This is a genomic window from Bacillus sp. EKM202B, from assembly GCF_011066025.1.
Taxonomy (GTDB): Bacteria; Bacillota; Bacilli; order Bacillales; family Bacillaceae_G; genus Bacillus_A; species Bacillus_A toyonensis.
Window position 1 is genome coordinate 52065 of record NZ_JAAMNK010000024.1, and the last position, 25331, is coordinate 77395.

The 25331-nt window shown below is 34.5% G+C and carries 21 protein-coding genes and 2 other annotated features; of the genes, 5 read left to right on the forward strand and 16 right to left on the reverse strand.

The features are described 5' to 3' along the window. Positions 1-208: 208 nt before the first annotated feature. From ileS to G9F74_RS22835, 14 genes are all read right to left on the reverse strand, one after another. Positions 209-3310, reverse strand: coding sequence for an isoleucine--tRNA ligase (ileS, locus tag G9F74_RS22770; protein ID WP_000754889.1), 3102 nt, complete (start codon positions 3308-3310; stop codon positions 209-211). A 54-nt stretch (positions 3311-3364) separates the two neighbouring features. Next, positions 3365-3604: a binding site (T-box leader), on the reverse strand. 105 nt (positions 3605-3709) lie between these two features. Further along, positions 3710-7912 carry a bacteriocin-processing peptidase family protein gene (locus G9F74_RS22775; protein ID WP_016108301.1) on the reverse strand — a complete coding sequence of 1401 codons (4203 nt, stop codon included), beginning with the start codon at positions 7910-7912 and terminating at the stop codon, positions 3710-3712. Positions 7913-8291: 379 nt separating this feature from the next. Beyond that, the gene (locus G9F74_RS22780; protein ID WP_000965873.1) at positions 8292-9194 is read right to left on the reverse strand and encodes a class I SAM-dependent methyltransferase; all 903 of its coding nucleotides are present in this window, start codon (positions 9192-9194) and stop codon (positions 8292-8294) included. A gap of 144 nt (positions 9195-9338) precedes the next feature. After that, entirely contained in the window at positions 9339-11027 is a 1689-nt protein-coding gene (gene argS, locus G9F74_RS22785; protein WP_016108300.1) for an arginine--tRNA ligase, read from the reverse strand. Positions 11028-11072: 45 nt separating this feature from the next. Beyond that, positions 11073-11287 (reverse strand) — a binding site (T-box leader). Positions 11288-11327: 40 nt separating this feature from the next. Further along, positions 11328-12104 (reverse strand): class I SAM-dependent methyltransferase, encoded by a 777-nt coding sequence (locus G9F74_RS22790; protein ID WP_000637472.1) that lies wholly within the window; start codon positions 12102-12104, stop codon positions 11328-11330. 49 nt (positions 12105-12153) lie between these two features. Then, entirely contained in the window at positions 12154-12588 is a 435-nt protein-coding gene (locus tag G9F74_RS22795; RefSeq protein WP_000063703.1) for a BrxA/BrxB family bacilliredoxin, read from the reverse strand. A gap of 82 nt (positions 12589-12670) precedes the next feature. Further along, positions 12671-13054, reverse strand: a complete 384-nt coding sequence (locus G9F74_RS22800; protein ID WP_000634894.1) for a thiol-disulfide oxidoreductase DCC family protein — start codon at positions 13052-13054, stop codon at positions 12671-12673. Between the two features lie 3 nt (positions 13055-13057). Beyond that, positions 13058-14185 (reverse strand): conserved virulence factor C family protein, encoded by a 1128-nt coding sequence (locus G9F74_RS22805; RefSeq protein WP_000692595.1) that lies wholly within the window; start codon positions 14183-14185, stop codon positions 13058-13060. Positions 14186-14723: 538 nt separating this feature from the next. Next, complete coding sequence (locus tag G9F74_RS22810) at positions 14724-15113, reverse strand: hypothetical protein (protein WP_000940649.1); 390 nt, start codon at positions 15111-15113, stop codon at positions 14724-14726. Between the two features lie 360 nt (positions 15114-15473). Next, a complete protein-coding gene (locus G9F74_RS22815; RefSeq protein WP_000982002.1) occupies positions 15474-15809 on the reverse strand; it encodes a single-stranded DNA-binding protein in 336 nt (111 codons plus the stop codon). A gap of 161 nt (positions 15810-15970) precedes the next feature. Next, positions 15971-16225, reverse strand: a complete 255-nt coding sequence (locus G9F74_RS22820; protein WP_016108299.1) for a DUF4318 domain-containing protein — start codon at positions 16223-16225, stop codon at positions 15971-15973. Positions 16226-16330: 105 nt separating this feature from the next. Beyond that, positions 16331-17062 carry a Bax inhibitor-1/YccA family protein gene (locus tag G9F74_RS22825; protein WP_016108298.1) on the reverse strand — a complete coding sequence of 244 codons (732 nt, stop codon included), beginning with the start codon at positions 17060-17062 and terminating at the stop codon, positions 16331-16333. 75 nt (positions 17063-17137) lie between these two features. Next, positions 17138-19033 (reverse strand): ABC-F family ATP-binding cassette domain-containing protein, encoded by a 1896-nt coding sequence (locus G9F74_RS22830; RefSeq protein ID WP_016108297.1) that lies wholly within the window; start codon positions 19031-19033, stop codon positions 17138-17140. Further along, the gene (locus G9F74_RS22835) at positions 19030-19677 is read right to left on the reverse strand and encodes an HD domain-containing protein (RefSeq protein ID WP_016108296.1); all 648 of its coding nucleotides are present in this window, start codon (positions 19675-19677) and stop codon (positions 19030-19032) included. Before G9F74_RS22835 ends, G9F74_RS22830 begins: the two co-directional genes overlap by 4 nt. 109 nt (positions 19678-19786) lie before the next feature. On the opposite strand from G9F74_RS22835, the gene G9F74_RS22840 reads away from it, so the two are divergent. Then, entirely contained in the window at positions 19787-20473 is a 687-nt protein-coding gene (locus tag G9F74_RS22840; protein WP_097873186.1) for a hypothetical protein, read from the forward strand. Between the two features lie 319 nt (positions 20474-20792). On the opposite strand, the gene G9F74_RS22845 is transcribed toward G9F74_RS22840, so the two are convergent. Beyond that, positions 20793-20918, reverse strand: coding sequence for a hypothetical protein (locus G9F74_RS22845; RefSeq protein WP_000709202.1), 126 nt, complete (start codon positions 20916-20918; stop codon positions 20793-20795). After that, complete coding sequence (locus tag G9F74_RS22850; protein WP_016108294.1) at positions 20915-21988, reverse strand: response regulator aspartate phosphatase; 1074 nt, start codon at positions 21986-21988, stop codon at positions 20915-20917. Before G9F74_RS22850 ends, G9F74_RS22845 begins: the two co-directional genes overlap by 4 nt. A gap of 608 nt (positions 21989-22596) precedes the next feature. Here G9F74_RS22850 and G9F74_RS22855 point away from each other — a divergent pair. From G9F74_RS22855 to G9F74_RS22870, 4 genes are all read left to right on the forward strand, one after another. Next, entirely contained in the window at positions 22597-22866 is a 270-nt protein-coding gene (locus G9F74_RS22855; protein ID WP_016108293.1) for a hypothetical protein, read from the forward strand. Between the two features lie 82 nt (positions 22867-22948). Next, the gene (locus G9F74_RS22860) at positions 22949-23476 is read left to right on the forward strand and encodes a hypothetical protein (RefSeq protein WP_016108292.1); all 528 of its coding nucleotides are present in this window, start codon (positions 22949-22951) and stop codon (positions 23474-23476) included. Positions 23477-23750: 274 nt separating this feature from the next. Further along, complete coding sequence (locus G9F74_RS22865; protein WP_371399201.1) at positions 23751-23873, forward strand: DUF3956 family protein; 123 nt, start codon at positions 23751-23753, stop codon at positions 23871-23873. Positions 23874-24813: 940 nt separating this feature from the next. Further along, positions 24814-25331: DUF7852 domain-containing protein (locus G9F74_RS22870; protein ID WP_165406246.1), on the forward strand; the 518-nt coding region annotated here is incomplete at its 3' end.

Consider the following 25331-nt stretch of genomic DNA (forward strand, 5'->3'; position numbering starts at 1 on the left):
TAAGTGAAATTTTCTCAATATTTATGTGTAAAACGAAAACAATACTTTAGAAATATATTTCTTTATCAATTCTTTCAACCTTATACTTTTAAAATATGAAGAAAGAAATGTTCCAGTGTCCCTATCGAGTGGATTATGAGGAAATCATCCGGTTAATCTCCCTTCATACAAAAAAGGAAGTTGGAATGATTCCAACTTCCTTTTTTCATTAATTAGCCTCGCTTAACTTAATTCGGAGTTTTGTCTCCCCTAAAGAAAGCTCGTCGTCTTCATTCGTTAAGTGGCCAAATGTAAATTGCTTGACGAGTAAGTTTTCTTCCAATAGATGTTTATGATTCGTTAACGTTTGCTGTAGTTCTTCCTCTGCATCAAGAATCACATCAACTCGTAAGTTAACTGGTAAATTCAACTGCTTACGATATTCTTGAACCGCACGAATGAATTCACGAGCTACTCCTTCTTGTAACAATTCTTCCGTTACATTCGTATCTAACATAACCGTATATTGTCCGTTAGTCGTATTAGAGAATCCTGATTTTGCAACTTTCTCAACTAACACATCTTCAGCGGTTACAACCACTTCTTCTCCTGATGTTGCTTCGTAAACTGCTCTTTCTGTTGATACAAATTTTTGTACTTCTTCTTGTGATAATTGTTTTAACCAGCCGTTTACTGCATTCACATTTTTACCGAACTTCGGCCCTGCTGTTTTAAAATTGAGCTTCAATTGATATGATGTATACTTCGTTTCATCCAGTTCAACATGGAATGCTTTCACATTTAGCTCATCCATTACAATATCGCGATACGATTCCCAATCGATATCATTCTCTTTATGCTCAAGTAATACAAGCTCAGCTAACGGCTGTTTTACTTTTAAAGAATGCTGATTACGGTTACTTCTTCCAAGTTCGACAACTTGTAAAACAGCATCCATTTCCGCTTCTAATTTCGGCTGAAGTAGTGATTCATTTACAACTGGATAATCCGCTAAATGAACGCTACTTCCTTCTAAATTCAGATGAATGTCTTCCGCGACAAACGGTGTAAATGGTGCAATTAATTTACTAATTGTTACAAGCACTTCATGAAGTGTCTCATAGGCAGATGCTTTTTCAGCGTTCATACCAGATTCCCAGAAACGATTACGTGAGCGTCTTACATACCAGTTACTCACTTCATCTACAAGTGCTGCAATTTCACGAGCTGCATTCGTAAATTGATACTCATCAAGTGCTGTTCTCACTTTTTTCGTTGTACTATGCAATCTTGATAATACCCATTCGTCTAATTTCGTAAGCTTTACGTCATACGTTTCTTTCGGATTATACTCATCTAAATTTGCATATAAAACGTAGAAGCTATACACATTGACTAATGTATCTACAAATTTAGATTTCGCTTCCAGTACTGTTCTTTCAGAAAAACGCTTCGCATTCCACGGGGCACTATCAACGAGTAAAGCCCATCTTAGCGCATCTGCACCAAACTTCTCTACTAAATCAACTGGATCTAGTGCATTGCCTTTACTTTTAGACATTTTTTGTCCTTCTTCATCTAAAACATGCCCTAGTGATAACACTCGTTTATACGGCACTTTGCCTGTATATAGTGCTGATACTGCTAATAAACTATAAAACCAGCCGCGTGTTTGATCAATTCCTTCTGCAATAACATCCGCTGGAAACTGCTCTTCAAATAAATCTTTATTTTCAAATGGGTAATGATATTGTGCAAATGGCATAGAACCACTATCAAACCAAACATCGATTACTTCTGGTGTGCGATTCATTGTGCCTCCGCATTTCCCGCAGCAGACTTGCACTTCATCTACATACGGCTTATGCAATTCTAAATCTTCAGGTGTTTCTTTCTTACTATGCTTTCTTAATTCAGCAATGCTTTTCGGTGCGAACTGATGATCGCAACTTTCGCATTCCCATACGTTTAATGGTGTTCCCCAATATCTATTTCGGCTAATATTCCAGTCAACCATATTTTCTAAAAACTTACCAAAACGTCCATGTTTCATATGATCCGGATACCAAGTAACAGAATCATTATTTTTTAAAAATGTATCTTTAATTGCAGTTGTTCGGATTAACCAACTTTCTCCTGCATAATAAAGAAGTGGTGAATCACAACGCCAGCAATGCGGATAACTATGTTCATATTTTTCTTTATGATATAGCAAACCTTCCTTCGCCAAATAACGAACGATATCAACGTCACAATCTTTTACAAATTTACCTTTCAAAAATGGTACTGCATCTGTATACTCACCTTTTCCATCTACAACATGTAGGAACGACAATCCTTCACTTTGAACAACTCTATAATCATCTTCCCCATATGCTGGAGCAATATGAACGAGTCCAGTACCACTATCTGCCGTTACAAAATCCGCTGCAATAACACGGTAACCATTTGTCACTTCTTTCATTGGAAATGGTGCTGTGTAAAATGTATTTACTAATTCTTCACCTTTATGAACAGATAATACTTCATAGTTTTCTTTTAATACTTCTTGTACACGTTCTTTCGCAACAATGTATACATGACCTTCTTGTTTCGCTTTAACGTATTCCATATTTGAATGTACAGCAAGTGCAACATTTGCTGGAAGTGTCCATGGTGTTGTCGTCCAACCTAAGAAATACTCATTTTCACTATTTTCCACTTTAAACTTAACTGTTGCACTTAAATCTTTTACTGTTTTATACCCTTGTGCAACTTCATGTGAACTGAGAGAGGTTTGACAGCTTGGGCAGTACGGTGAAACTCTATGCCCTTTATATAACAAGCCTTTTTCATGAATCGTCCCTAAAATATGCCATACACTTTCGATATATGGATTTTCTAAAGTAACGTATGGATCATCCATATCTACCCAATAACCGATACTTTCAGTGAACTCACGCCACTGCTTTTCATATGTGAATACACTCTCTTTACACTTCTTAATAAATGGCTCAATTCCGTACTCTTCGATTTCATGTTTACCAGAAATACCAAGTTGCTTCTCAACACCTAATTCTACAGGTAAACCGTGTGTATCCCATCCTGCTTTTCTTACTACTTTAAAACCGGCCATCGTTTTATATCTTGCTACTAAATCTTTAATTGCCCGACCAAGTGCATGGCCGACGTGTGGTAAACCGTTCGCCGTTGGTGGTCCTTCATAAAACACAAACGATTGCGCGCCTTCTCGATTCTGAATTGATTGTTCAAAAATGCTCTGTTCGTTCCACTGCTTACGAATACGTGTTTCTCTCCCTACAGCTGACTCTTTTACATCTACTTTCTTCATCTACAATCACTCCTTTGAATGTTTTAAAAGCACACAAAAAACCCGCCCCTATGAAGTAGGGACGGGTTTACCCGCGTTACCACCCTAATTCTATTAGCTTTTCACTAATAGCGCTTAGCAACGTACTAACATACGCGTTCTTTGTAACGGTAGACATCCGTCCGGGCCTACTTACTTTCAGCCTCGGCTCCTCGGAGATGATTTTCAAATAACGTCTGAACACCGGCTTTCAGCACTTTACCGGCTCTCTGGAGAACAGTTCATTATTTTACTCTTTCTCGTCTTCAGATTTGTATACTTTGTTAAAAGCTATTTTATGCCATTTAACAATAAATTGTCAACTAATTCAAAATATATTTTTATTTATATCCTTTTTTCACTACTTATATACATATACAATTACTTTTCAAACTCTCTCAGTCTTGCTAGATCTTCATCTTCTTCGATAAGTTCAGCAAAAAATCCAGATTCATCCTCACGAAGTACATGTTCAAGCTCTTCTTTCGCCTCTGCATTTCTATTTAATAACGCTAAATAACAAGCATGATCATATCTTGCTAACAGATCACTCGTATCCATTGTTACTACTTCACTTGTTATTTTTTCTGCCTTTATCGTTTGGCCGGCACTATGATATGAAGATGCTAATGAGAGAAGAATTGCCGTATCATTTGGATGATGTATAGAAGCATCTTCTAATAACTGAATTGCCTCTTCATATCTCTCTTGACTTTGGTATATTTCTCCTAAAGCAAGGAATCCTCTACTTACAAACGGTGTTTTCTCCGTTAATTGTAAGCATATTTTTTCTGCTTTTCCTTCTTCCCCAACTTTCAAGAATACTTGCGCTTGTATAAGAAGCGTATCATAATCATCCGGTAGCTCTCGAACTAATTGCTTCATTAACTCTACAGCATCTTGTAACAAATCTTCGTCCTCACACTCAATGAAAAGATTTACAAGTTGCTTCGCTACCTCATAATCCCATTTATTTTCTAACGATGTTTGCAGAACATCTATCGCTTCTTTATTCATCGATACATTTTCGTAAAATAATCCAAATCGTTGTGCTGCCATACTATTTTTTGGATTTAACTTTAATGAGATTTCATATAACTCAATAATTGTTGTAACCATTGAAATTTCTTTTGCCCGGTTTTTCATACGATAAAAAGCTCTCGTAAATATAGATTTTTTCGGTTGTTCATTTTGTTGACGTTCAATCCATCTTTCCGTAACCGCAGCTGCTGCACACATGAATGCTGTACTTCTTTCTGCTTTTTTCACTTTTAATGTATGAAGAAAATCCCGGATGTTAGACAATTTCTTATGTTGTTCTACCGCTTTTACATAAACATCAAATATACGTTCATTATTTACATCTTTTTGTATTACTTTCATTGCAACTTCAATCGCTTTTGCATCTCTTTTTTTCACTAATACTTTTGCATAATGATATAGAACTTCTGCATGCTCACTATCTAATTGTAGCGCTTCTTCAATCTGTGCTTGTTCTTTATCTATTTCATCCATCGCTCCATACACATACGCAATCGCATCTAAGCGCCATATTTCGGGTACTTCGCCTGCTAGATGTTCTAATTCCTTTAGCAACTCTTCTTGAAGATTTATTTCTACTGAAAGCTGTGCCAAATATTCCATATTTATATACAAAGGCTCTTCTTTCATCGCATGAACCATATGAATTTGTTCTTTGAAACGGTCTTCTTCTTTTTCGTATATTTCTGCTAGTTGTAAATGTACACCTAAAAAGTTTTCATCAAGCTCTAAACATGTTTCATACGCTTGTTTTGCTTCTGTCAATTGTCCTAATGCCATAAGTGTTTCACCAATTCGGTAATATGGCAATGCCGTTTTCTTTTGTTCTATTGCTTTATTATATCTTTTCATCGCTTGGCCATACTGTCCAATAGATTCATGTAAAATACCTGCATAACAACTGTATTCACTTACTTCATTTCTTTCTTTTTGTAACGTTCTTAAGAATGCTATACCTCGTTGTACAAATACAGTTCCTTTAATTCGATTCACATATTCATCTAACGCACTTGCTACATTATATTCACTCTGCTTTATACCACTCTCTAACTTAGACAATGCTACTTTAAACCCATCTTCATTTCCACCAAGTTCAACCTCTGCATCCCATAAAACCATTCCTGCATTCATAAGGAAATCTTGGCTCTTTTCAATTTGTGTTTCGAGACCAAGAATATATTCTTTCGCTTCATCATATCGCTCTTTTGCCATATAAACTTGCGTAAGTCCGAAATGAGAATAAACATCTTCATTATCTTCTTCTAAAGCACGCTTATATAATGTTTCTGCTTCTTCCAGACTATCATTTTGAAAATGATAATCACCTAATCTTACATATAGAGACGCCTTATCATCACAATTCTCAATACCTTTTAATAAAATTTCTTTTGTGCTTTTCTCATCCTTCAAATCAGATTCATAGATCTCTGAAAGTTTCGTATAAATGTAAGGCGCATTACTATCTAACTGAATCGCCACTTTAAGTCCTTTTATCGCTAAATGTAATTTCCCTAATTGATGCGCACATCTCGCTCGTTCATACCATACATGCGCCTCATTTTTATATTCTCTTAACAAATTATTAAAGATTTCATATGCTTCTTCATATCTTTCTAAATCTATTAATATTAAACCGTGATTCGTTAAAGTGAACCTTTCTGGACTACGTTCTACAGCTACTTGAGAAAACTGCAACGCATTTTCAGATTGATCGATATACATATAAGATAACGCAAGGAAACTCCAGGCGATCGGCTGATCTGCGTCCAATTGTAATGAGGAACGAAAACTTGTAATCGCTTCTATATAACTTTCCTGTTCAAATGCATATCTTCCATTTATCAAATGATATAAAGCACGATTATTTTTCTTCTCAACACTTGCCAGCATTTGCTCAGCTTTCTCCATTTCTTGAAGACGAATAAAGCACTGTGCACCATGCAATTTAACAAAATCCGAGTTCGGAAACTTTTCCATTAACTTTTCTATACAATATAAAATAAATTCTTTATCTACTTCAACATCTAAATGTTTCATCGTATATAACCACGTATTCGGATTATCACTCGTCTCTTTTAAAAATTGTACTAAGTTATTAATTCCCTCTTTATCTTGTTCATCTAAATGATCTGTAAGAGAGAAAATGGATTTAAAATAATGATTCTCTTCTTCACTTAAAAATGCTAGTTTTTCCTTCTTTTCTTTCGGAACAAACGTGATCGCCAAACAACCTGTATAACGATATTTCTCTTGCAATTTACTATATTCCACAAGAACTGGTTCTATAAAGTTTGGATCTTGAACATAAAAAGCTTGTAACGTATCATCATATCCTGATAGCACTTGCACATGTGAAGCATGTTCGATGTCTATACTTAATAAAACGGGGATCTTTCGGTCGAGTAATATCTTATAAATTTCCTCATTCCCTTTAAAATAACGATATTCATAGCCTAACTCTTCAATATAAGAGACCGTATTGGAAAACTTTGAGCCTGTCATATCAAAAATAAACTCTGCTATTTCATCTTGTGTACGTTTTTCTCCCCATAGCTGCAACATCATTTCTAAACTTGTCGGAACACAATAATTATCCTTTTGTACAATTGGAACTATCGGCAGGTGAACCTTTTTTCCATCTGGATTTTTTTCTAAATTATGATATAAAGAGCCTTTTAAACTTTTTTCTTCTTTTAATAACTGTTGTAAATCTACAAGTTTATTCATTTTGTACAACGCTTCTGCACGTAAATGTACAAAGTAAGTTTCATAAGCATGATAAGGAAGCGTACTATTAATATTATCTATTACCTCTAACATCTCTTCATATTTCGCTAAATCTAATAAATACTTTACCTTTTCAAAATGAAAATATGGTACTTGTGGAAACTTTACAATCGCATCATCAATTAACTGTAATGCATGTTTTTGTTCCCCTTTATTCGCATATAACTGTGATAATAAGTAGGTAGATAGTTCTTCACAATCTTTATGCTGCTTTCCAGCTAAAAATTGTTCTTCTGCTTTCTCCCATTCACCTGTATGCATATAGACGTAGCCCCATTTATCAAAGACCGCACGTGTACTGTACTCCTCTGCTTTTTGCATATAAATGAGCGCTTCTTCATTTCGTTTCATTTCTAATAAACATCGTACTAAAGTAAAATATGTTTTCGCTAAAAAATCGTCATCTATTTCTTCTTTATCTGCCTCTTCTAAAGAGTCTTTTAACAACTGTTCTGCTTCAAGGATTTTTCGCTCATCAATTAACTCATCACAATATAAAGAGAGCGTTCTCATATTTGGGAATTTTTTATAAGCGTAGCGAATGAGGAATGAACTGTATTGGTGCATAAGCCCTTCATCAGTAAGGAGAATTAATATATCAAACTCCTTATGTGAAGGAATATTAGCAAGCCAAGTCTTCACATAGGATAAAGTATTCGTTTCTTTTATATATGAAATTTCATTATTTATTTCCTGTAATCCATCTACAAATCTCTTGTCTTTCAAACAAGCTTCTAACTGCTTAAAATCTAGCATGCATTCACCTCGAATATTTATTTAAACTGCTACTTGCTTAGATTTTACACATCATATTGTAGGTATTCAACTAAAATCTCCTATAATGGATAGTATTATTTAATATTATTCGAATTTATAACAAAATATAGTAAAAATGATTGTTTTTCTTCGTATTTTGTTTAATTATATGGAATAACGTGAATTGAGGATCTTATCTTTTCAAGGCCAAAATCAGTACATGAAATTATATCGGCGATAATTCAAATATATCAGCGCTTCTTTCGTTTTATCGGTGATTTTCAAAATATATCGACCGATTCTTAAAATATATCAGCGATTATACGGTGAATATCGACTTATCGATAAAAAATGTCAATCCTCAATAAATCGCTACCTTTTAACATTCTATGTCACCAAATGTAATTTTCATATTCGGAGCATATACTAAAGATGAATGTATATGGAGCGCTTTAAAAAATCGTAGTTCTGCTTCATATTGAGCTAATGCTTCATCATATGTTAATCCTCTTATCATTAAACGTTCTATAAATTGCTGTTTATCACCCGGGTTGTCCGCAATCCCCTCTTCTCTTAATGAATGATACAAACTGTGTTTATCATTGTGATGCATACTAGAGTCTAAAAAGTTCACTTTATCGCTCACTCTACACTCAATATTTTTCACACCTAATTTACTTAAATACATCGGTATTTTCATGCCAATATTTCCATCTTTACCGTTTCTCTGCGCGTCTTTTTCAAATAACTTCTGCAAAGCACCTAGTTTAATAATTTCCGATTGATTCTCTCCATCTAAGACATATGAAGACATATTTGAAATCCAATGTGGTTCAAAACAGATTATTTTACCACCTTTTTTAATTGCATGTATCATTTTTTCTAACATCATTTTTGGAGTATTCATATGTAATAGGAAAGCATGACAGATTGCTATATCGTATTTATCGTTCAATTCAATTTCTGTAGCATCCCCCTCAATAAATTCTGATTCATATGGAAGTAGATGAAACAACTCTCTCGCTTCAGCAAGTAATGTTTCTCCACTATCAATGCCTGTATACTTTGAACCTTCTGGAAGTAACGGCATTAATACTAAGCCTAAATAACCATATCCACAACCGAAATCAACGATATGTACGGGCTTATTAATCTTCCAAACTGAATTTACTAAAAAACTTACATAATCGTCGTTGTAATATAAATCTCTTGTATTTTTTAAATATGTTAGTTTACTGTTCCAGTCGTATGTTTCCAAACCTAACGCCTCCTTATATAACATTACAATTCTCCATTTAATAAAGACATTCCTATACTTTAAAGAAAAGTTAAGTTTAGTTTTAAAAAAATGAAACTTTTGCTTATACCTTTCCTATAAATATAAAAAAGGTATACATATCTACTATGATACGTACACCTTTTTATGTTACATCTCCTCAGGTGCCTCCACCCCAAGCAAACGTAATCCCTCTTTTAATACAACCGTCACAGCATAAACTAATGCCAGTCTGCTGTCTTTCTCTTTACTCTCTTCCAATATACGCACATTTCCATAATATTTATTGAACGATTGTGCTACATCTAATACGTATTTCGAAATGATTGATGGCTCATTTTTGTTGAAGGCTGCTTCAATTACTTGTCGGAACTTATTCAGTAATTTTACGACGCTCCAGCTATGATCATCTTTTAATGCAAACGTACACGTTTCAAATTCTACACTTTCTTTTCTTAAAATAGAGCAAGCACGCGCATGTGTGTACTGTACATATGGTCCTGTTTCTCCTTCGAATTTCAGCATATTTTCTAATGAGAATTCGATATTATGCATACGCTCATTTTTCAAATCGTGGAAGATGACTGCTCCTACACCGACTTGCTTTGCTACTTCTTCTTTCTGTTTTAAGTTTGGGTTTTTCTCTTCAATATTTTGTTTTGCAAGGTCTATTGCTTCCTCAAGTACTTCTTCAAGTAAAATAACTCTTCCTTTACGTGTCGACATTTTCTTACCGTCTTTTAAAATGAACCCAAACGGTACATGTTCCATGCCGTCAACCCAATTGTAGCCAAGCTTTTTTAATACAGTGAAAAATTGATTGAAGTGTAAACTTTGTTCCAGGCCAACTACATATAGGGCTTTATCAAATGCATAAGTGTTTTGACGATATAACGCTGCCGTTAAGTCACGTGTTGCGTAAATAGTCGCACCATCTGATTTTCTAATTAAGCAAGGCGGCATTCCCTCTTCTTCTAAATTAACGACTAATGCGCCTTCTGACTCTTCAAGCAACTCATGCTCCTCTAAAATCCCAATGAAATCTTCCATTAAGTTATTATAAAAAGCTTCTCCTTGAAAATTAGTAAATTCTACACCGAGAAGTTCATAAATTCGAGAAAATTCTTTTAAGGATTCGTGACGGAACCAATTCCAAAGCTCAACAGCTTCTTCATCACCTTCTTCTAATTTCTTAAACCAAGCACGCCCTTCTTCTTCTAGTTCTTCGTCGTCTTTTACCTCTTCATGGAATTGAACGTATAACTTAAATAATTCACGGATTGGATCCTCTTTAACTACTGCTTCATTTCCCCATTTTTTATAAGCAGTAATTAACTTTCCAAACTGTGTTCCCCAATCCCCAATATAATTAATTCCTACAACTTTATAGCCACATTTTTCAGCGATATGTTTCAGTGAATTTCCAATCATTGTAGAACGCAAATGCCCCATCGAAAAAGGTTTTGCAATATTTGGAGATGAGTAATCAATAACTACTGTTTTTTCACATCCAAAGTAATTTTGACCGTATTCTTCTTTCTTAGCTAAAATCGTTTTTAATACAGCATCACTTACAGTTTCACGATTGAAAAATACATTTACATAAGGACCAACAGCCTCTACTCTCGTAAAGAACGGATCATTTACTTTCTCCGCAATTTCCTTTGCGATAATAGCTGGTGATTTTTTATATTGCTTCGCTAGTGAAAAACATGGGAACGCTGCATCTCCGAATTCATCTTGTTTCGGTGTTTCGATTAAATCTAAAATTTGATTTTGCGTTAATTCATTTACAAAAATATTTGATAAACTTTTCGCAAACTGTGTTTTATATTCCATACTACAACCTCCTTATTTTTTTAAACACAAAAAACTCGTCTCTATATAAGAGACGAGTTTTAACCCGTGGTACCACCCTTGTTGTTCATTACGAACCACTTTCCCGTTTATAACGAGGACAGGGGACCTCGGCTTACTCTACTATTCGTTCAAGAAGCGTCTCCGAAGTGCGCTTCATCTTTTTCTTCCGCACTAGGCTCACACCATCCCTAGCTCGCTTTCCTTCTGAAAAAGACTACTCTCTTCATCACAGACAGTATATTTAATTAATTATTGCTTATTATACATCTTTTCAAACAATTAGCAAGGGTCAATTACGCCAAAATGAAACTTTGCACTTTTTCTTTTGTATACGTGAAAATTGTGTTTTTCAAATCTAGTACTACGGAAATGGTCTTTCAGAACAATACGCTTTCTCGCCACACGCTTCGCTTCCGCAATTGTTTCATCAGTAATATCATGATACAAAGCGAAGTGTTTTAATCCTTTAATTCCATCTGATTCTATGACAGTTTCTTCAAACATCGGATCAAGGTAAACAACGTCATAACTATTATCCTCACATTGCGTTAAAAAAGCGAAATGCTCTGTTTGCTTTACATGGATTCTTTGCATTGCCTTATCGATTTCAGCAACTGATGAAGACCATGTTTGCAAACCTTTTTCCATTATGTAAGCCATATATTCGTTACCTTCAAGTCCTGTTACCTTTCCACTTTCACCAACAATATAGCTAGCTACAATACTATCTGATGCCATGCCGAGCGTACAATCTAACACCGTCATTCCGCTCTCTAATTTAGCAGCTTGTACAAACGGATCGTGCTCTCCGCGCATTAACCTTTTCACACGAAACATTGCTGAGTTTGGATGAAAGAAAAACGACTCTTCCGTACCTTCAGGGTAAATAGCTAATCGGTTCTTCCCTACGACAAGCACATCTTGTTCATATTTCTCATGCAGTTTGTGCACAGGTATATCATTACGTATAACGAAAGAACTATTTAATTCTGTCGCTATTTTTTTTGCATAAGATGTCATTTCTTTATTTGTTCGTCCTGCTGTTGTTACTATCATTATTTCACCTCTATATAAAGAAAAGAGGGAGATTTACTCTCCCCCTTCTTTAGCAATTCTTTTCGAAAGCTTGTTCTAAGTTCGTAATAATTTCGTCCATAGTTGCACCTTCAATTTCATGACGGTGAATGAAGTGAACAACTTCTTTTCCTTTTAATAATGCCATAGATGGTGAAGATGGAGGGATTTCTCCGAAGTATTCACGCATTTTTGCAGTAGCATCTTTATCTTGACCTGCAAATACAGTTACAAGATGATCAGGTTGTTTTTCAGCACGAACAACTGCTTGACCTGCTGATGGACGCGCTAAACCAGCTGCACATCCACAAACTGAGTTTACAACTACTAATGTTGTACCTGATGCATTCTCCATAAATTCTGTAACAGCTTCTTCTGTAGTTAACTCTTCAAATCCAGAACGCACTAATTCTTGGCGCATTGGAATTACCATTTGACGCATGTATTCTTCATAAGCATTTGACATCTTGTATCTCTCCTTCAACTTTCATTCCAAATTCATCATATCACGCTCTATTAATAGGTGCAAAAGAAAGATAGTGACGTTTTCATTTTTTTGAAGGGATTTCACAAACCCCACCGCGGCAATGTCCAACTGGGACAAGTTTTCTATTGTTAGCGATATAATCGTATACTTTGCTTCCAAATCCAAGTACGATAGATAATTTTATAAAAGGCACTGCAAACCAATAAGATGGAACAGCCTTCGCTAATACGTTTATGCTATGAATTCCGTCATACCATTTATTATTTTTAAAAATATACATCCTTTGCTCCATCTTACTTTGTAGTTCTTGAGAAAGATCATACTTCTTAACTACATCATCATCTCGAAATGAAACAAATGTCATTTTACCCTTTTTATCTAATTTCTTCGTACGCTCTGCCACTGCAGTACACATCGGACACCAACTATCATAGAAAACAATCATATATTATTCCCCTTTACGAGATTCCGTCATTTGTTTCCATACAGAACCTTTCGCTTCTTCGCCGCCTTCAATACGCTCTAATGCAAGACGAGCTTGCATCGCTACTTCAAACTCTGGATCATCTTGCGCTGCTTTTAATGCCGGAATCGCACTTTCATCTCCAAGTTCAAATAAGAACATAGCTGCACGCCAGCGTACTAATTTACTTGGGTCTTTCAGCGATTTAATCATAACGAACATCGCTGCTGGGTCACCTACGTCTGATAAGCAATCCCCTGCAGTACGACGAACACTTACTGAACGATCTAATAACGCTTTATATAATAACGGTAATACTTCATCACCTTTTACCATACCTAAATAAGCTGTTGCTATGCGGCGGATAGATACTTTTTCATCGTCTAACGCCATTTTCAACACTAGAATATCCTCTTCAGTAGGATCCATTTGCTCTAAAGCTGCAAAACGATTTTTCCAGTCAGAATCTTTCATCATCTCTTCTGTTACTTTATATGGCTCACGCTTTTGAATCGTTACTTCAACTGCCCCAGCCTGATCTAATAATTCTTTAACTGTTTCATTTACACGTTCTTCTGAATAAGCAGCAACAATTTCTTCTACTACTTCTTTCCCTATTTCTTCAAAATTACCGTAACGTGTACTTTGCTCTACCCATTTACGCTCTTTCACAACGTTAGGTGCAGACATTTGCACTTTCATGATTGATTCTTTAAAACGATCAGGTAAACCAACACGCTCTTCCGTCGTTCCATCTGTTAACTTCACTTGCATCGGAATTGTAAAGAACATTTGAATAAATACTTTCACTTCTCCAAAGTGAGAAAGTTGCTGTTCTTCGCTTTCTTCTACTACTTCTTCACCGAAAACGGCACGAACTTGTTGTAATAAAACTTTCCAATCATACTTCGCATTACGCTCGACTGCTAAAAAGTCTGCTACATGATACACACCTTTAATGCCTTCAATTTTCAAAATTTCTTGCACTTGTACTGGTGCTTGTTCTTTATTTTCATTTGTATAATTATTACGCGCTCCTGATGGTAATACTTCATTCAAAATAACTTTCATTGTATTTGGACTTGGCGTCGGTTCAATTGCTTTAATCTTCACGTAAAAAACTCTCCTTTATTGCGTGTTCTTAGCTGTATTGTAACATGTTATCACTCTATACTCCTACTCGGATGCTTAATTTTACTACTTTCTTCCCGCTACCATATTATTTCATTTTTTACATTTCAAATTAGGAACGAAATTTTAAAACCGTTCGCTTCCGATAGGTTTTATTTTAAGGAGGGAATTTGTTCTCTTTGCCCTACATAAAAAGAGGTATCTATATCCTAGTTAGATCATTCATTTTAAAGTGAAGTGCAGTTAATAAATAAAGCTCTGGAGGATACTACTAAGAAAGAAGAACGATTTATATATAAAAACGTTCATACGAATGCGCTCTGAGGGACTTGTTGGTGGAGAATTGATTTCTGAAGACATTTTGATTGTGGATATTCCGAAAGATGAATTAATGGAATTGCTTAGAGTGATAGAAAGAAAAAAGGCGAACCCTTTATGAAATTAAGAGGTTCGCCTTTTTCGTTACGGTAATTCCATATTATGTCAAATATATTTGTGTATGATATACATCATCATGGTGTTAGCAAGCAAAAGTATATTCTTCATTTCTGAAAACAGTAGATGGAAGATTGTGACCTTCTGAGTCCGCTAAGAAAGAATACACAAGAACATCCTCAACATCATCTTTATTTCCTCTAATGATAACGTCAAGAAAATCTTCTATATGGAATTCTGGAGTAAACAACACAATCTTAGATGTTCTGTTTGGTCCTAAAGAAACAATAGTACGAGAGATTTCAACTAATTCATTTTGCGTTGGGAAAAAAGTGTTTGGACTTCTCTTAACAATTACCGTTACATTACTAGTATGGCAGCGTGAATCATTGTTTAACATAATATTGAGAGCAGTTGGAATAATACCATTCTCAGAAACCGGAACTCGAAAAACCCCAGTAGATTTATGAGCCATATAATCACATCCTTTCAAAATAAAATATTCTTAACAATATAGTAGATGCAAGAAAAGTTCATTTTGATAGGGACAAATTATGTGATTAATATGCACATAATTATCTTCAATATTAATAAATCAATGATTCAAAAGATTAACAAGTACCGTGAAAAATGTGGAATAGAACCAATCTAATAATCCCACTTCAATGAGTAACCATTTCCAGAGGAATCTTTCAATATTCAGTATAAAAAATTTTAAATTTATAATTTTCGTTAGCGTGTTTTTCTTCAAAATTGCTGACAGTACCCCTTCTTTAAATTTATTAAAATACTTTCCACAATTTTTTCCGAAGCTATTACTTAAAATCCCCTTTTATTACGATGCCCCCTTCCTCCTTCTCTCCAAAAAGGTAATACTCTCAATCACAACTTCAGTTCTATATATTTTCTTTCCTTTTTCATCATCGTAATTATTCGTATGAATACGCCCTGTAATTCCAACAAGTGATCCCTTCGTACAATATTCTGTTACATTTTCAGCTGCTCTTCGCCAAACGACACAATTTATAAAATCTGCTTGTTGTTCACCTAAACTATTTCGAAATCCTCTATTCACTGCAACACATATTCGTGCATAAGCGACGCCTTGTTTTGTGTAGTATAATTCTGGATCCTTTGTCAATCTACCGATTAATACAACTCGATTCATCATAAGTTATACCACCTCGCATGTTTTTCTTCATTGTAAAGAAAAATGTGTGAAGGGTAAAAAGGATAAAATTGTATATTTCTAAAGTAAAAAGGATTACTTTGCATATAAAAAAGCAAAAAAGAAACCCTACATATTATGAACATGTAAGGTTTCAAGATATATTATATTTCACTGCAAGAGATGTAATACCCTCCGCGAGCCATCTTTATTTCAGCGCTAAACAATGCATCGTCTAAGTAGAATGTAATCGGTTTAACTTTACTCTCAAATTTTAGTAGTTCATTACATTCAGTTGCATACCCTTCAATGGCTGAAATAATGCATTCTGCTGACGGATATGTTAAAGCATCATCTAGTTCTATGAAAAAACTTTTAGAAAATAGTTTTTTCATAATCCCTTTCTTCTCTTTCATCATATTCCATCCCCTTCCATTCAAACTTCTAACATCCACATTATACCATTCATTCAATTTATCTTTGAAAACAAAAAAATCCTGCACATTTCATGCAGGATTTTTTCATTAGTCATTTTTCATAAAGTAAGAAACGAAACGAAGAATTTCTAAGTATAACCATACTAGAGTCATCATTAGACCCATTGCACTGTACCATTCCATATATTTTGGAGCTTGGCTACGTGCACCGCTTTCGATTAAATCGAAATCTAGTAATAAATTTAATGCAGCAACTACAATAACAACCGCACTAATGATAATACCGATTGTACCGCCCTGGTGAATATATGGAACAGTTACACCAAACATATTTAATAAGAATACGATTAAATACATAACCATAATTCCCATTGTCGCTGCAATTACACCCGTACGGAATTTATCAGTTACCTTTACAACGCGTGTTGCATATAAAACTAACATTGCAAATAGAATTGAAATTGTAAGTAATACAGCGTTTAAAACGATAGAATCGCCAAACTTCATTGTATAAACTGCTGAAATACTTCCTAATACAACTCCTTCTACCGCCGCATAAATTGGCGCCCCAATTGGTGCCATTCGCGGGAAGAAGATAGATGCAAATGCGATGATTGCCGCAATTACTAATGCACCAATTAACACTGGCATTTTCATCGTACCCTGCATCATCTGTATGTATGAATAGACAGACGTTGCAAGTAGCAAGATAAGCATGATAAACGTTTTGCCTACTGTTCCGCCAATAGTCATCGCAGAAGCGCTTGCTCCCTCTTTACGAAATGCCTCTTTTTTCAACATTGGATTAGATGTTCTCATTTTTTCCCTCCTAAAATAGGTTCTACCAATAGTGTAAAGTTTTTCTCTTTACTTTTCAATATATGCAGCTTGTTTTTATTTTAATCCTTCAACGATATCTGATAGTTCACTCCATCTTTCCATCGTTTTTTCTAGCTCTTCTTCTGATTTCTGCTGTGCTTCAGATAATTCTTGTGCCTTTGTGAAGTCAGATCCAACTTTCGCAAGTTCTTCTCCAATTGACTCAATTTTCTCTTCTAGTTCGGCAATTGTATCTTCAATTGTTTCCCATTCACGCTGCTCATTGTATGAAAGTTTACGTTTACGTTGTTGTTTTGGAGCTGCTTCTACTACTTTTTTCTCTTTTTGAACTTCCGCTTTCTCAATAAGTTCTTTCGTTTTTTCCATTTCTAAATAATCTGTATAACTACCTAGGAACTCACGCACTTCTCCTCCGCCAGTAAAGATGAACAGTTCATCTACTACTTTATCTAAGAAGTAACGGTCATGCGATACAGTTAAAACGACACCTGGGAAATCTTCTAAATAATCTTCTAGTACTGTTAATGTTTGTGTATCTAGATCATTCGTAGGTTCATCAAGTAATAGTACGTTTGGTTCCCCCATTAAAATACGTAATAAATATAAACGTCTTCTTTCACCACCAGATAGTTTACCAAGCGGTGTACCATGTGAATGTGTCGGGAATAAGAAACGTTCTAACATTTGAGATGCACCAATTACTTTTCCATCTGTTGTATGAATAACTTCTGCAATCTCTTTAATGTATTCAATCATACGCTGATTTAAATTCATCTCTTCATTTTCTTGCGTATAATAAGCAACTTTTACAGTTTGTCCTACTTCAACTTCACCACTATCAGGAGATAACTTGCCTGCAAGCATATTTAATAGAGAAGATTTCCCGCTTCCATTCGCCCCAATAATTCCGATACGATCGCCTGGTTTCACAATATGATTAAAATTATGTAATACCGTCTTATCGCCAAATTTTTTCGTTACATCTTTTAACTCAAGTACTTTCTTTCCTAAACGACTTCCACTTAGTGCAATATCAACTGACTGTTTTGCAGCTGGCCCTTCTTGTTCCTTTAACTCATCAAAACGCTGAATACGCGCCTTTTGTTTCGTAGAACGGGCTTTTGCACCACGGCGAATCCAAGCAAGTTCACGACGATATAAATTTTGGCGTTTGGATTCTTGTGCCAATTCTTGCTCTTCACGAAGTGCTTTCGCTTCTAAAAATGTACTATAGTTTCCTTCGTAGCTATATAGTTTACCATTATCTAATTCAAAAATACGATTCGTCACACGATCTAAGAAATAACGATCATGGGTTACAAGTAATACCGCCCCTGTATATCTTGCTAAATATTCTTCTAACCATTCAACTGTCTCATGGTCAAGATGGTTCGTAGGCTCGTCTAAAATTAATAAATCAGGTGTTTCAATAAAACATTGTGCCATTGCGATACGTTTTTTCTGTCCACCAGATAAATTCCCAACAGTTGTAGTGAAATCTGTAATTCCTAATTTCGTTAGAAGAGATTTCGCATTTGCATTTGCTTCCCATGCACTCATTGCATCCATACGTTGCTGCACTGCAAATAATTGTTCCTGTACTTTTTCATTACTTGGATCTTTTTCAATATTTAATAGTGCTTTTTCATAATCACGAAGAAGACGAATTAAAGGTGTATCACCATGGAACACTTGCTCTAATACTGTTAGTTTTTCATCAAACTCTGGTTGCTGTGATAAATAACTAATGGTATATCCACGTGAATGCGTCATTTCACCTGTATCAGGAGTTTCTAACCCTGCAATAATTTTTAATAATGTTGATTTACCAGTACCGTTTACACCAATAATTCCAACACGTTGTCCTTCTGTAATACTACATGATAATCCATCAAATAACGGTTTTTCTCCGTATGATTTCGATAAGTTCTCCACAGTTAACATTTTCATATTTGTGCATTCCACTCTTTCATAAATTGTTCTATAAACTGTTCCATATAACGATGACGAACTTCAGCTTCTTGTTTTGCTGCGTTCGTATTCATTAAGTCTTTTAATTTTAAAAGTTTTTCATAAAAATGATTTAAAGATGGATCGTTATTTTTTCTATACTCTTCTTTCGTCATTACTTCACGCGGCGGAATTTTTGGATCATACATTAATCTCCCTTTCGCTCCGCCATATGCAAAAGTACGTGCAATCCCAATTGCTCCAAGGGCATCTAAACGGTCTGCATCTTGAACAATTTTCCCTTCAACTGACTCAACTGCGCCGCCATGTCCACCCTTATAAGACATATTGGCGATGATATGAAGAATATGTTTACTTTCTTCCTCATCTACATGTAACTCTTCTAACCAATCAGAAACTTTTTTCATTCCTGCTTCTTCACTTTCATTTAACTTTTCATCTGCCACATCGTGAAGTAATGCTGCCATTTCAATTATAAAACGATTTCCTCCTTCTTGCTCGGATAAAGAAATCGCCAGTTTATGTACGCGCTCAATATGATACCAATCATGCCCACTCGCATCTTTTTCTAAAATATTTTTTACAAAAGTAATTGTTTTTTTAATCTTTTCTTGTTTTGTCATTTTATCTTCACCCAGTTTCTTATTGTAACACGCCCGCCTTTTTTCATCACATATTTTCTTGTCCGCCCATACACTAGGTGGTAGGCATCATCATGAAGGAGGAATAAACATGTTCTATAATAATCAACCGCCTTATCCACAACAACCATTTTACCCTCAGCAACCGGAACAAAGATATACAGAACAATATGAGGAACAAGAATTACAACAGCCAGAACAACAATACGAACAAAATCCATACGCTACACCGCAAGCTCAAGAACAACAAAATCCATACGACACACGTCCAAATTATGAATATCCTCAAAATCCATATGCAGCACCGCAAACTCAAGAACAACAAAATCCATATGACACACGTCCAAATTATGAATATCCTCAAAATCCATATGCAGCACCGCAAACTCAAGAACAACAAAATCCATATGTAACTCAGCCACAACAACCACAATACCAACAACAAATGTATCAACCCAACTACGACGCACGTGTCTCACCACCTAAACCACCAACAATTGATCCAATGCAACCACAAATTTTACCACCTGGGCCTATTACAGAACCGACTCAACAACAAATTCAACAAGTTGTCGGTACACAATTTTTACCTTTAAAGAAACCTGTATTAGATTTCGTAAAACCTTGGGTAGATTATGGTTTAAATGAAGCGAAACATACTTCACATAAACACGCTTTAACAGAAGTCGCTGCGATTATGTTTTTAGTTGGAAAAGGATATAACCCAACAATTGCTCATTATATCGTAGAATCTTGGGAGAAGAATGAGCAGTTTTAGGGTTGTTTATTTGATAAAACATAAAAAACACAAAAGTGCCAAACCCCTTATACCACAAGGGTTTTGGCACTTTTTAATATCTAGAACAAATTTTATTAAAATAATTATTTTTATAGATTTTCATACTTTTTTATATAGTACGTGAACAAAATGTGAGCAAATATGTGAACATATACAGTACAAAATCACACCTTTGTATACACATTTTTAGAAACATTTTACGTTTATCAAACAATAACCGAAAGATGTACCTGCAACCTTATCATATAAATAATAGATATTAAAAAGAGGACACTATAAGCGCCCTCTTCCTTAGGTTTTAAATATGTTCTCCATGATCCATAAACACTTCAATTGCTTCGTTTTGTGGTATGTCTTTTACATTAGTAAGACCAAAAGTAAAAACAGCGGATAACATCATCATTAATAAGATTGCTTTTTTCATTTTAGCGCCCTTCTTTCTATGCTCTTTTTGTCTGCATCTAAAGCGATGTGCAAATACTTGCTTGCTTTTCTGTGATTTTCTGAACCATAGAATATTTCACCTAAAAGAGAAGCATATTCTTTTACCCAATCATATAATTCTTCTTTTTCAAAATAAGAAATACCTTCTATAACCACATTTTCTAATTCTTCTTGTGGCGCATAGTTATGTAATGCTCTTAAAATTTGAAAATGATGTCGATAACATAAGTCACTTATTTTATAACCATTCTCAATGTATTCATTGGCGATATGATTGTAACCTAACTTAAAGTGTTCTCTTGCTAAAAGAAACATAGTCTTAGCGTTATTTTCTAATGAATCCTCTAAGTGTTTAATTGCTAACTCTGGCATGTTTTGACTTGCATATAAAAGCCCTAAATTATGCTTAACTCGTTTAATAGGAATTTCATCATTAGATTTTTGGAAGGTACCGAGTGCTGAAAGTAAATGTTCTTCTGCACTTTCGAATTCATTTAGTCTAATGTGTGCCATTCCTAAAGTATTCAAACATGCAGCAGTTTTCAACTCATACCCTAGGCTATTTGAAAATACTTCATTCGCTTTCGTAGCAAATTGGACTGCTAGTATTGGTTTCAATATGTGATAGTAATGAACTGCAAGCCAATAATTAAATTCAGCTTTTTCAATTTCGTCATGCATGTACTCTAAAAACTTTTCAGCTTCTTCAAATTGAATTCTTGCTTCACTATGGTTTGCTGTATTAATAGCGTAAATTGCTTTAAATAAATGATGATAGTACTCTAAAAATGTTTCTGTAGGCTCTTGTAATGGTTCGATCTTGTCCAAAATATCTTTCGAACTATCCATATCGCGTATTAGCAGGTTATACCGCGCATTCAATAAAGCATAGTAGATTAATATTATTTGGTCTTCCTTAATATTATTGATTTTATTTGCAATCTCTTCTTTTATTTTCTTAGACTGTAATACACGTTGTGAAATCATAGCTTGATACCAGTCGTTTAATAATTTTGTGATTTCTTCTTTAGAAATAATGTCAACACTCATCTACTTCTACCTCCCTTTTGTTAAATGTTACCACAACATGTTTGTTTATATAAATGATTTTTTGAATATTCTAACTTGATAAACTTATTTTTGAATATTCATGTTAAAAATTGTTGATTTCGCCTTAATATAGTTTTACATAAAAGTATGCTATAATCATTTTTGGGTATATTGCGTGCCATCAACTTGATAGTGATGGCGCTTTTTTTACACTCCAAAAAAGAACGTACGTTCGTTTATAGTGGAGTTAAAAAAACAAAAGTGAGGTATTACATCATGGAATATAACGGCTTTCCTACAGTACAGCATTTCTGAAAAATACAGGCTAAGAGTATGCAAGATTTTATACAGTTTTTTCGCTAATCCAATAACAAACAAGAGCCCTGAACCCACGCCAGGACAAGAATGTATAAAAAGATGAATAGGGTTATAGAAAAAGAAAAAGGCGAATCCCTAATTTCAAAGGGGATTCGCCTTTTTCTTGCTACCGATAATAGGACGTTATGTTAACCTTACATGCATACGATATTCACTGTTTTTTAAATAGGGTCTTATGAAAGCTATAACGAAATAAAATGATATACAAGGAGGAGAATATTCTGTTTAGAATGTTGTTTAAAAAGTTTATAAAGAAAAAATATGTTTGTTTAGTTTGTGGCTACGATCAGTTACCGGGACCACTCTATAATGAAAAAGGAATCCCCGATGTAAGTCTAATATGTGCTTGTTGTGCTTTTCAACCAGGGTATGACGATGAAGAAATTGTATGGACTATTGAAACATATCGTGAGAATTGGCTTCAAGAAGGATCTCCTTGGCTAGATACTAAGGAGAAACCAAAACATTGGGATTTAAAAGCAACAATTAACCAATGTTAATATAAAAGAGTAACTACCAATAACGAGAATTATGATAGCTTGAATAGTATATAATCCTTATTTTTAGAGAGGAATGGACAATATGGAAATATACGACTATTTAGACAAAATGCAAACGGAATTATTAAAACATTCATGTCCAGAGATTGAAGCGAAATACTACGACCTATGCTCCAAATTAGTAGGAGAAGAACAAGCAAAACGAATCCAAAATATAAATTTAGATTTGTTTCAAAGTAAGTTGAAAGATGCCTTTTCTACCTCCCTACATATAGATAATCAAAATTCGACAGAAGCCATTTATTTTGAATATGATATGGACAACGACTGGAACAGTACTTTCTTTATTTACGACGAGTATACAAAGTTATCTGAAGAAGATGATGATTGGGCATGTGATTGGATTAGTGAAGTAGAAGGTCCTGACTTAAAAGAATTTGCGCAGATTTACGCTGAAAATGGATTTGATAATAATGAAAAAGCACTAGGCACAACATTATATCTTATTGCTAGAACTGTTGTCGCATTAAAAAAAATTATTACAACAATTCATCTCCCAATTTGTATTGGTTATCATGATCAAGATCCAATCATGAGAATCCAAGAATAACTTCTGATAACGATAATTATGTAAACAAGGTTTTTGGGAAATACGCCGTCATATCAACGTTTGTGACACTTTCAAGAACTCCCTCTTACAACATGTTTTATACATCGTTGATTTTACGCTGTTTTTCACCTTGAACACCTACTTTTCCATGCATAAGTTTCACTTAGTTAACTATCTCTATTTTTATCGAAATTAACGTAACAAAATATATGATGTGTTACATTAGATGGTTTTTGAACCTTCTTTACAATATTTGGTTTGTGTTGAGTTTGTTTTGTTTGTAAATGGCCAGCCTTTTTTAATTCTTACAGTAGCTGGTATCGAAATTGCTAGATTAGAGATTTCTCTTCAAGTAGCATTAGCTCTAAGAGTACTTGGAATACCGATTTGCGATTAATTAGCATATCAAAATAAAAAGCACCTGAATGTGTGCTCTGATATCAATTATTTATTTGTATCTCAATTACGGTAAATGAAGTTTTCTCCTTCTTCCAATCACCTAATATTGCTGCATCAATTTATTTGTACATTATTAAGTAACTGGAAGAAGAGCAAAAGCTCTTCTCCGTTTACACAATGTGAATTGCAATTGAATGTGAAATCAAGAAACAACTGTTCATTCAATCTGCAACCATCGCCACCGGTTATGACGATCCATTTTCAGTTATAAGGAATTTTGTGAGCAATGTTTTCCGCCACTTCTCACAATACAAATATAACACGGAAATGCCAAAACAACCGGCACATTTACTGCCAAAAAGCGGTCACGACTCTGCCACTACTTCCACATCTTTCTATTCTGTATTTGAAACTGTAGTTTGAACTATTTTTTCGTTTTCCCACCAGCTTTTAACAACATAAATAATTTGAATGATTTCTAACTCTTTTTCCTTATCGAGTGTTGTTTTACTCCTATATATCATTTTTTATTTGCTAATGTTGTATATTCTACTTCTACAATTACAGCAGGATATACAAGACTATTGATAGTTTTTATAGGAATATATAATCCGTCGTCACCATTTTAAGCCGCCAGGTATCTCGCCCTCTTCTTCCTTAGATTTTTCCTACAACTTCAATAAAAAAACTCATGTTTCTCTTTCTGTAAATCTTATTAGAATAATATATTATTAAATTCGTATATTGAGCACAATAAAATTTTATAGAAGCATACACCTTATAAAAATATCTTCTATTAATAAATTTTTATAAATAAATTTCTATAAATAAATTTCAAAAACTAGTATACATGCTTATACATAAATGAAAAAAACGAATATATTGACATTGAAAGATTTTAAAAATCTAAATTTATCTTAAAAAGGAGATTAGATAATATGAGTGAACAATGCCCAATTAACGTACCTTGTGAGGTAAATGGACAAACTCAAACACCATTAAGTGATGCAGCTGCAACACCAATTCTTACTCCAGGAGCACCCATTGTAAAAATCCCAGTTGTTTTAGCAGAAAGAACGATTCAAATTGTTGTAGAATCTGATATTTCATTAGATCCTCCAGCAGTTGAAATCAAACGCATTTTAAAAAATGCATTTTTAACACAATGTAAGTTAGTTCCTGTAGCATTTACTCCAGTACCAGGTACACCTTACCGCCGAGTTACAAGAGCAAAATTATTTGTACAAGGATATATTCGTAAAAACATTGAATATGCAAATGACGAGTGTAATGGTGTGCTATATGACCGCATTGCCAATGTCCCATTTTCTGGTTTTGCTGATTTAACAGCTGGTGATTTTCTATCACAAGCTATAGTAGCTGCTTCCTCAGATACTACTTCTCACTTTATTAATCCTAAAAATGGTGATCTACCACGTTTAGACAAATACTTCTT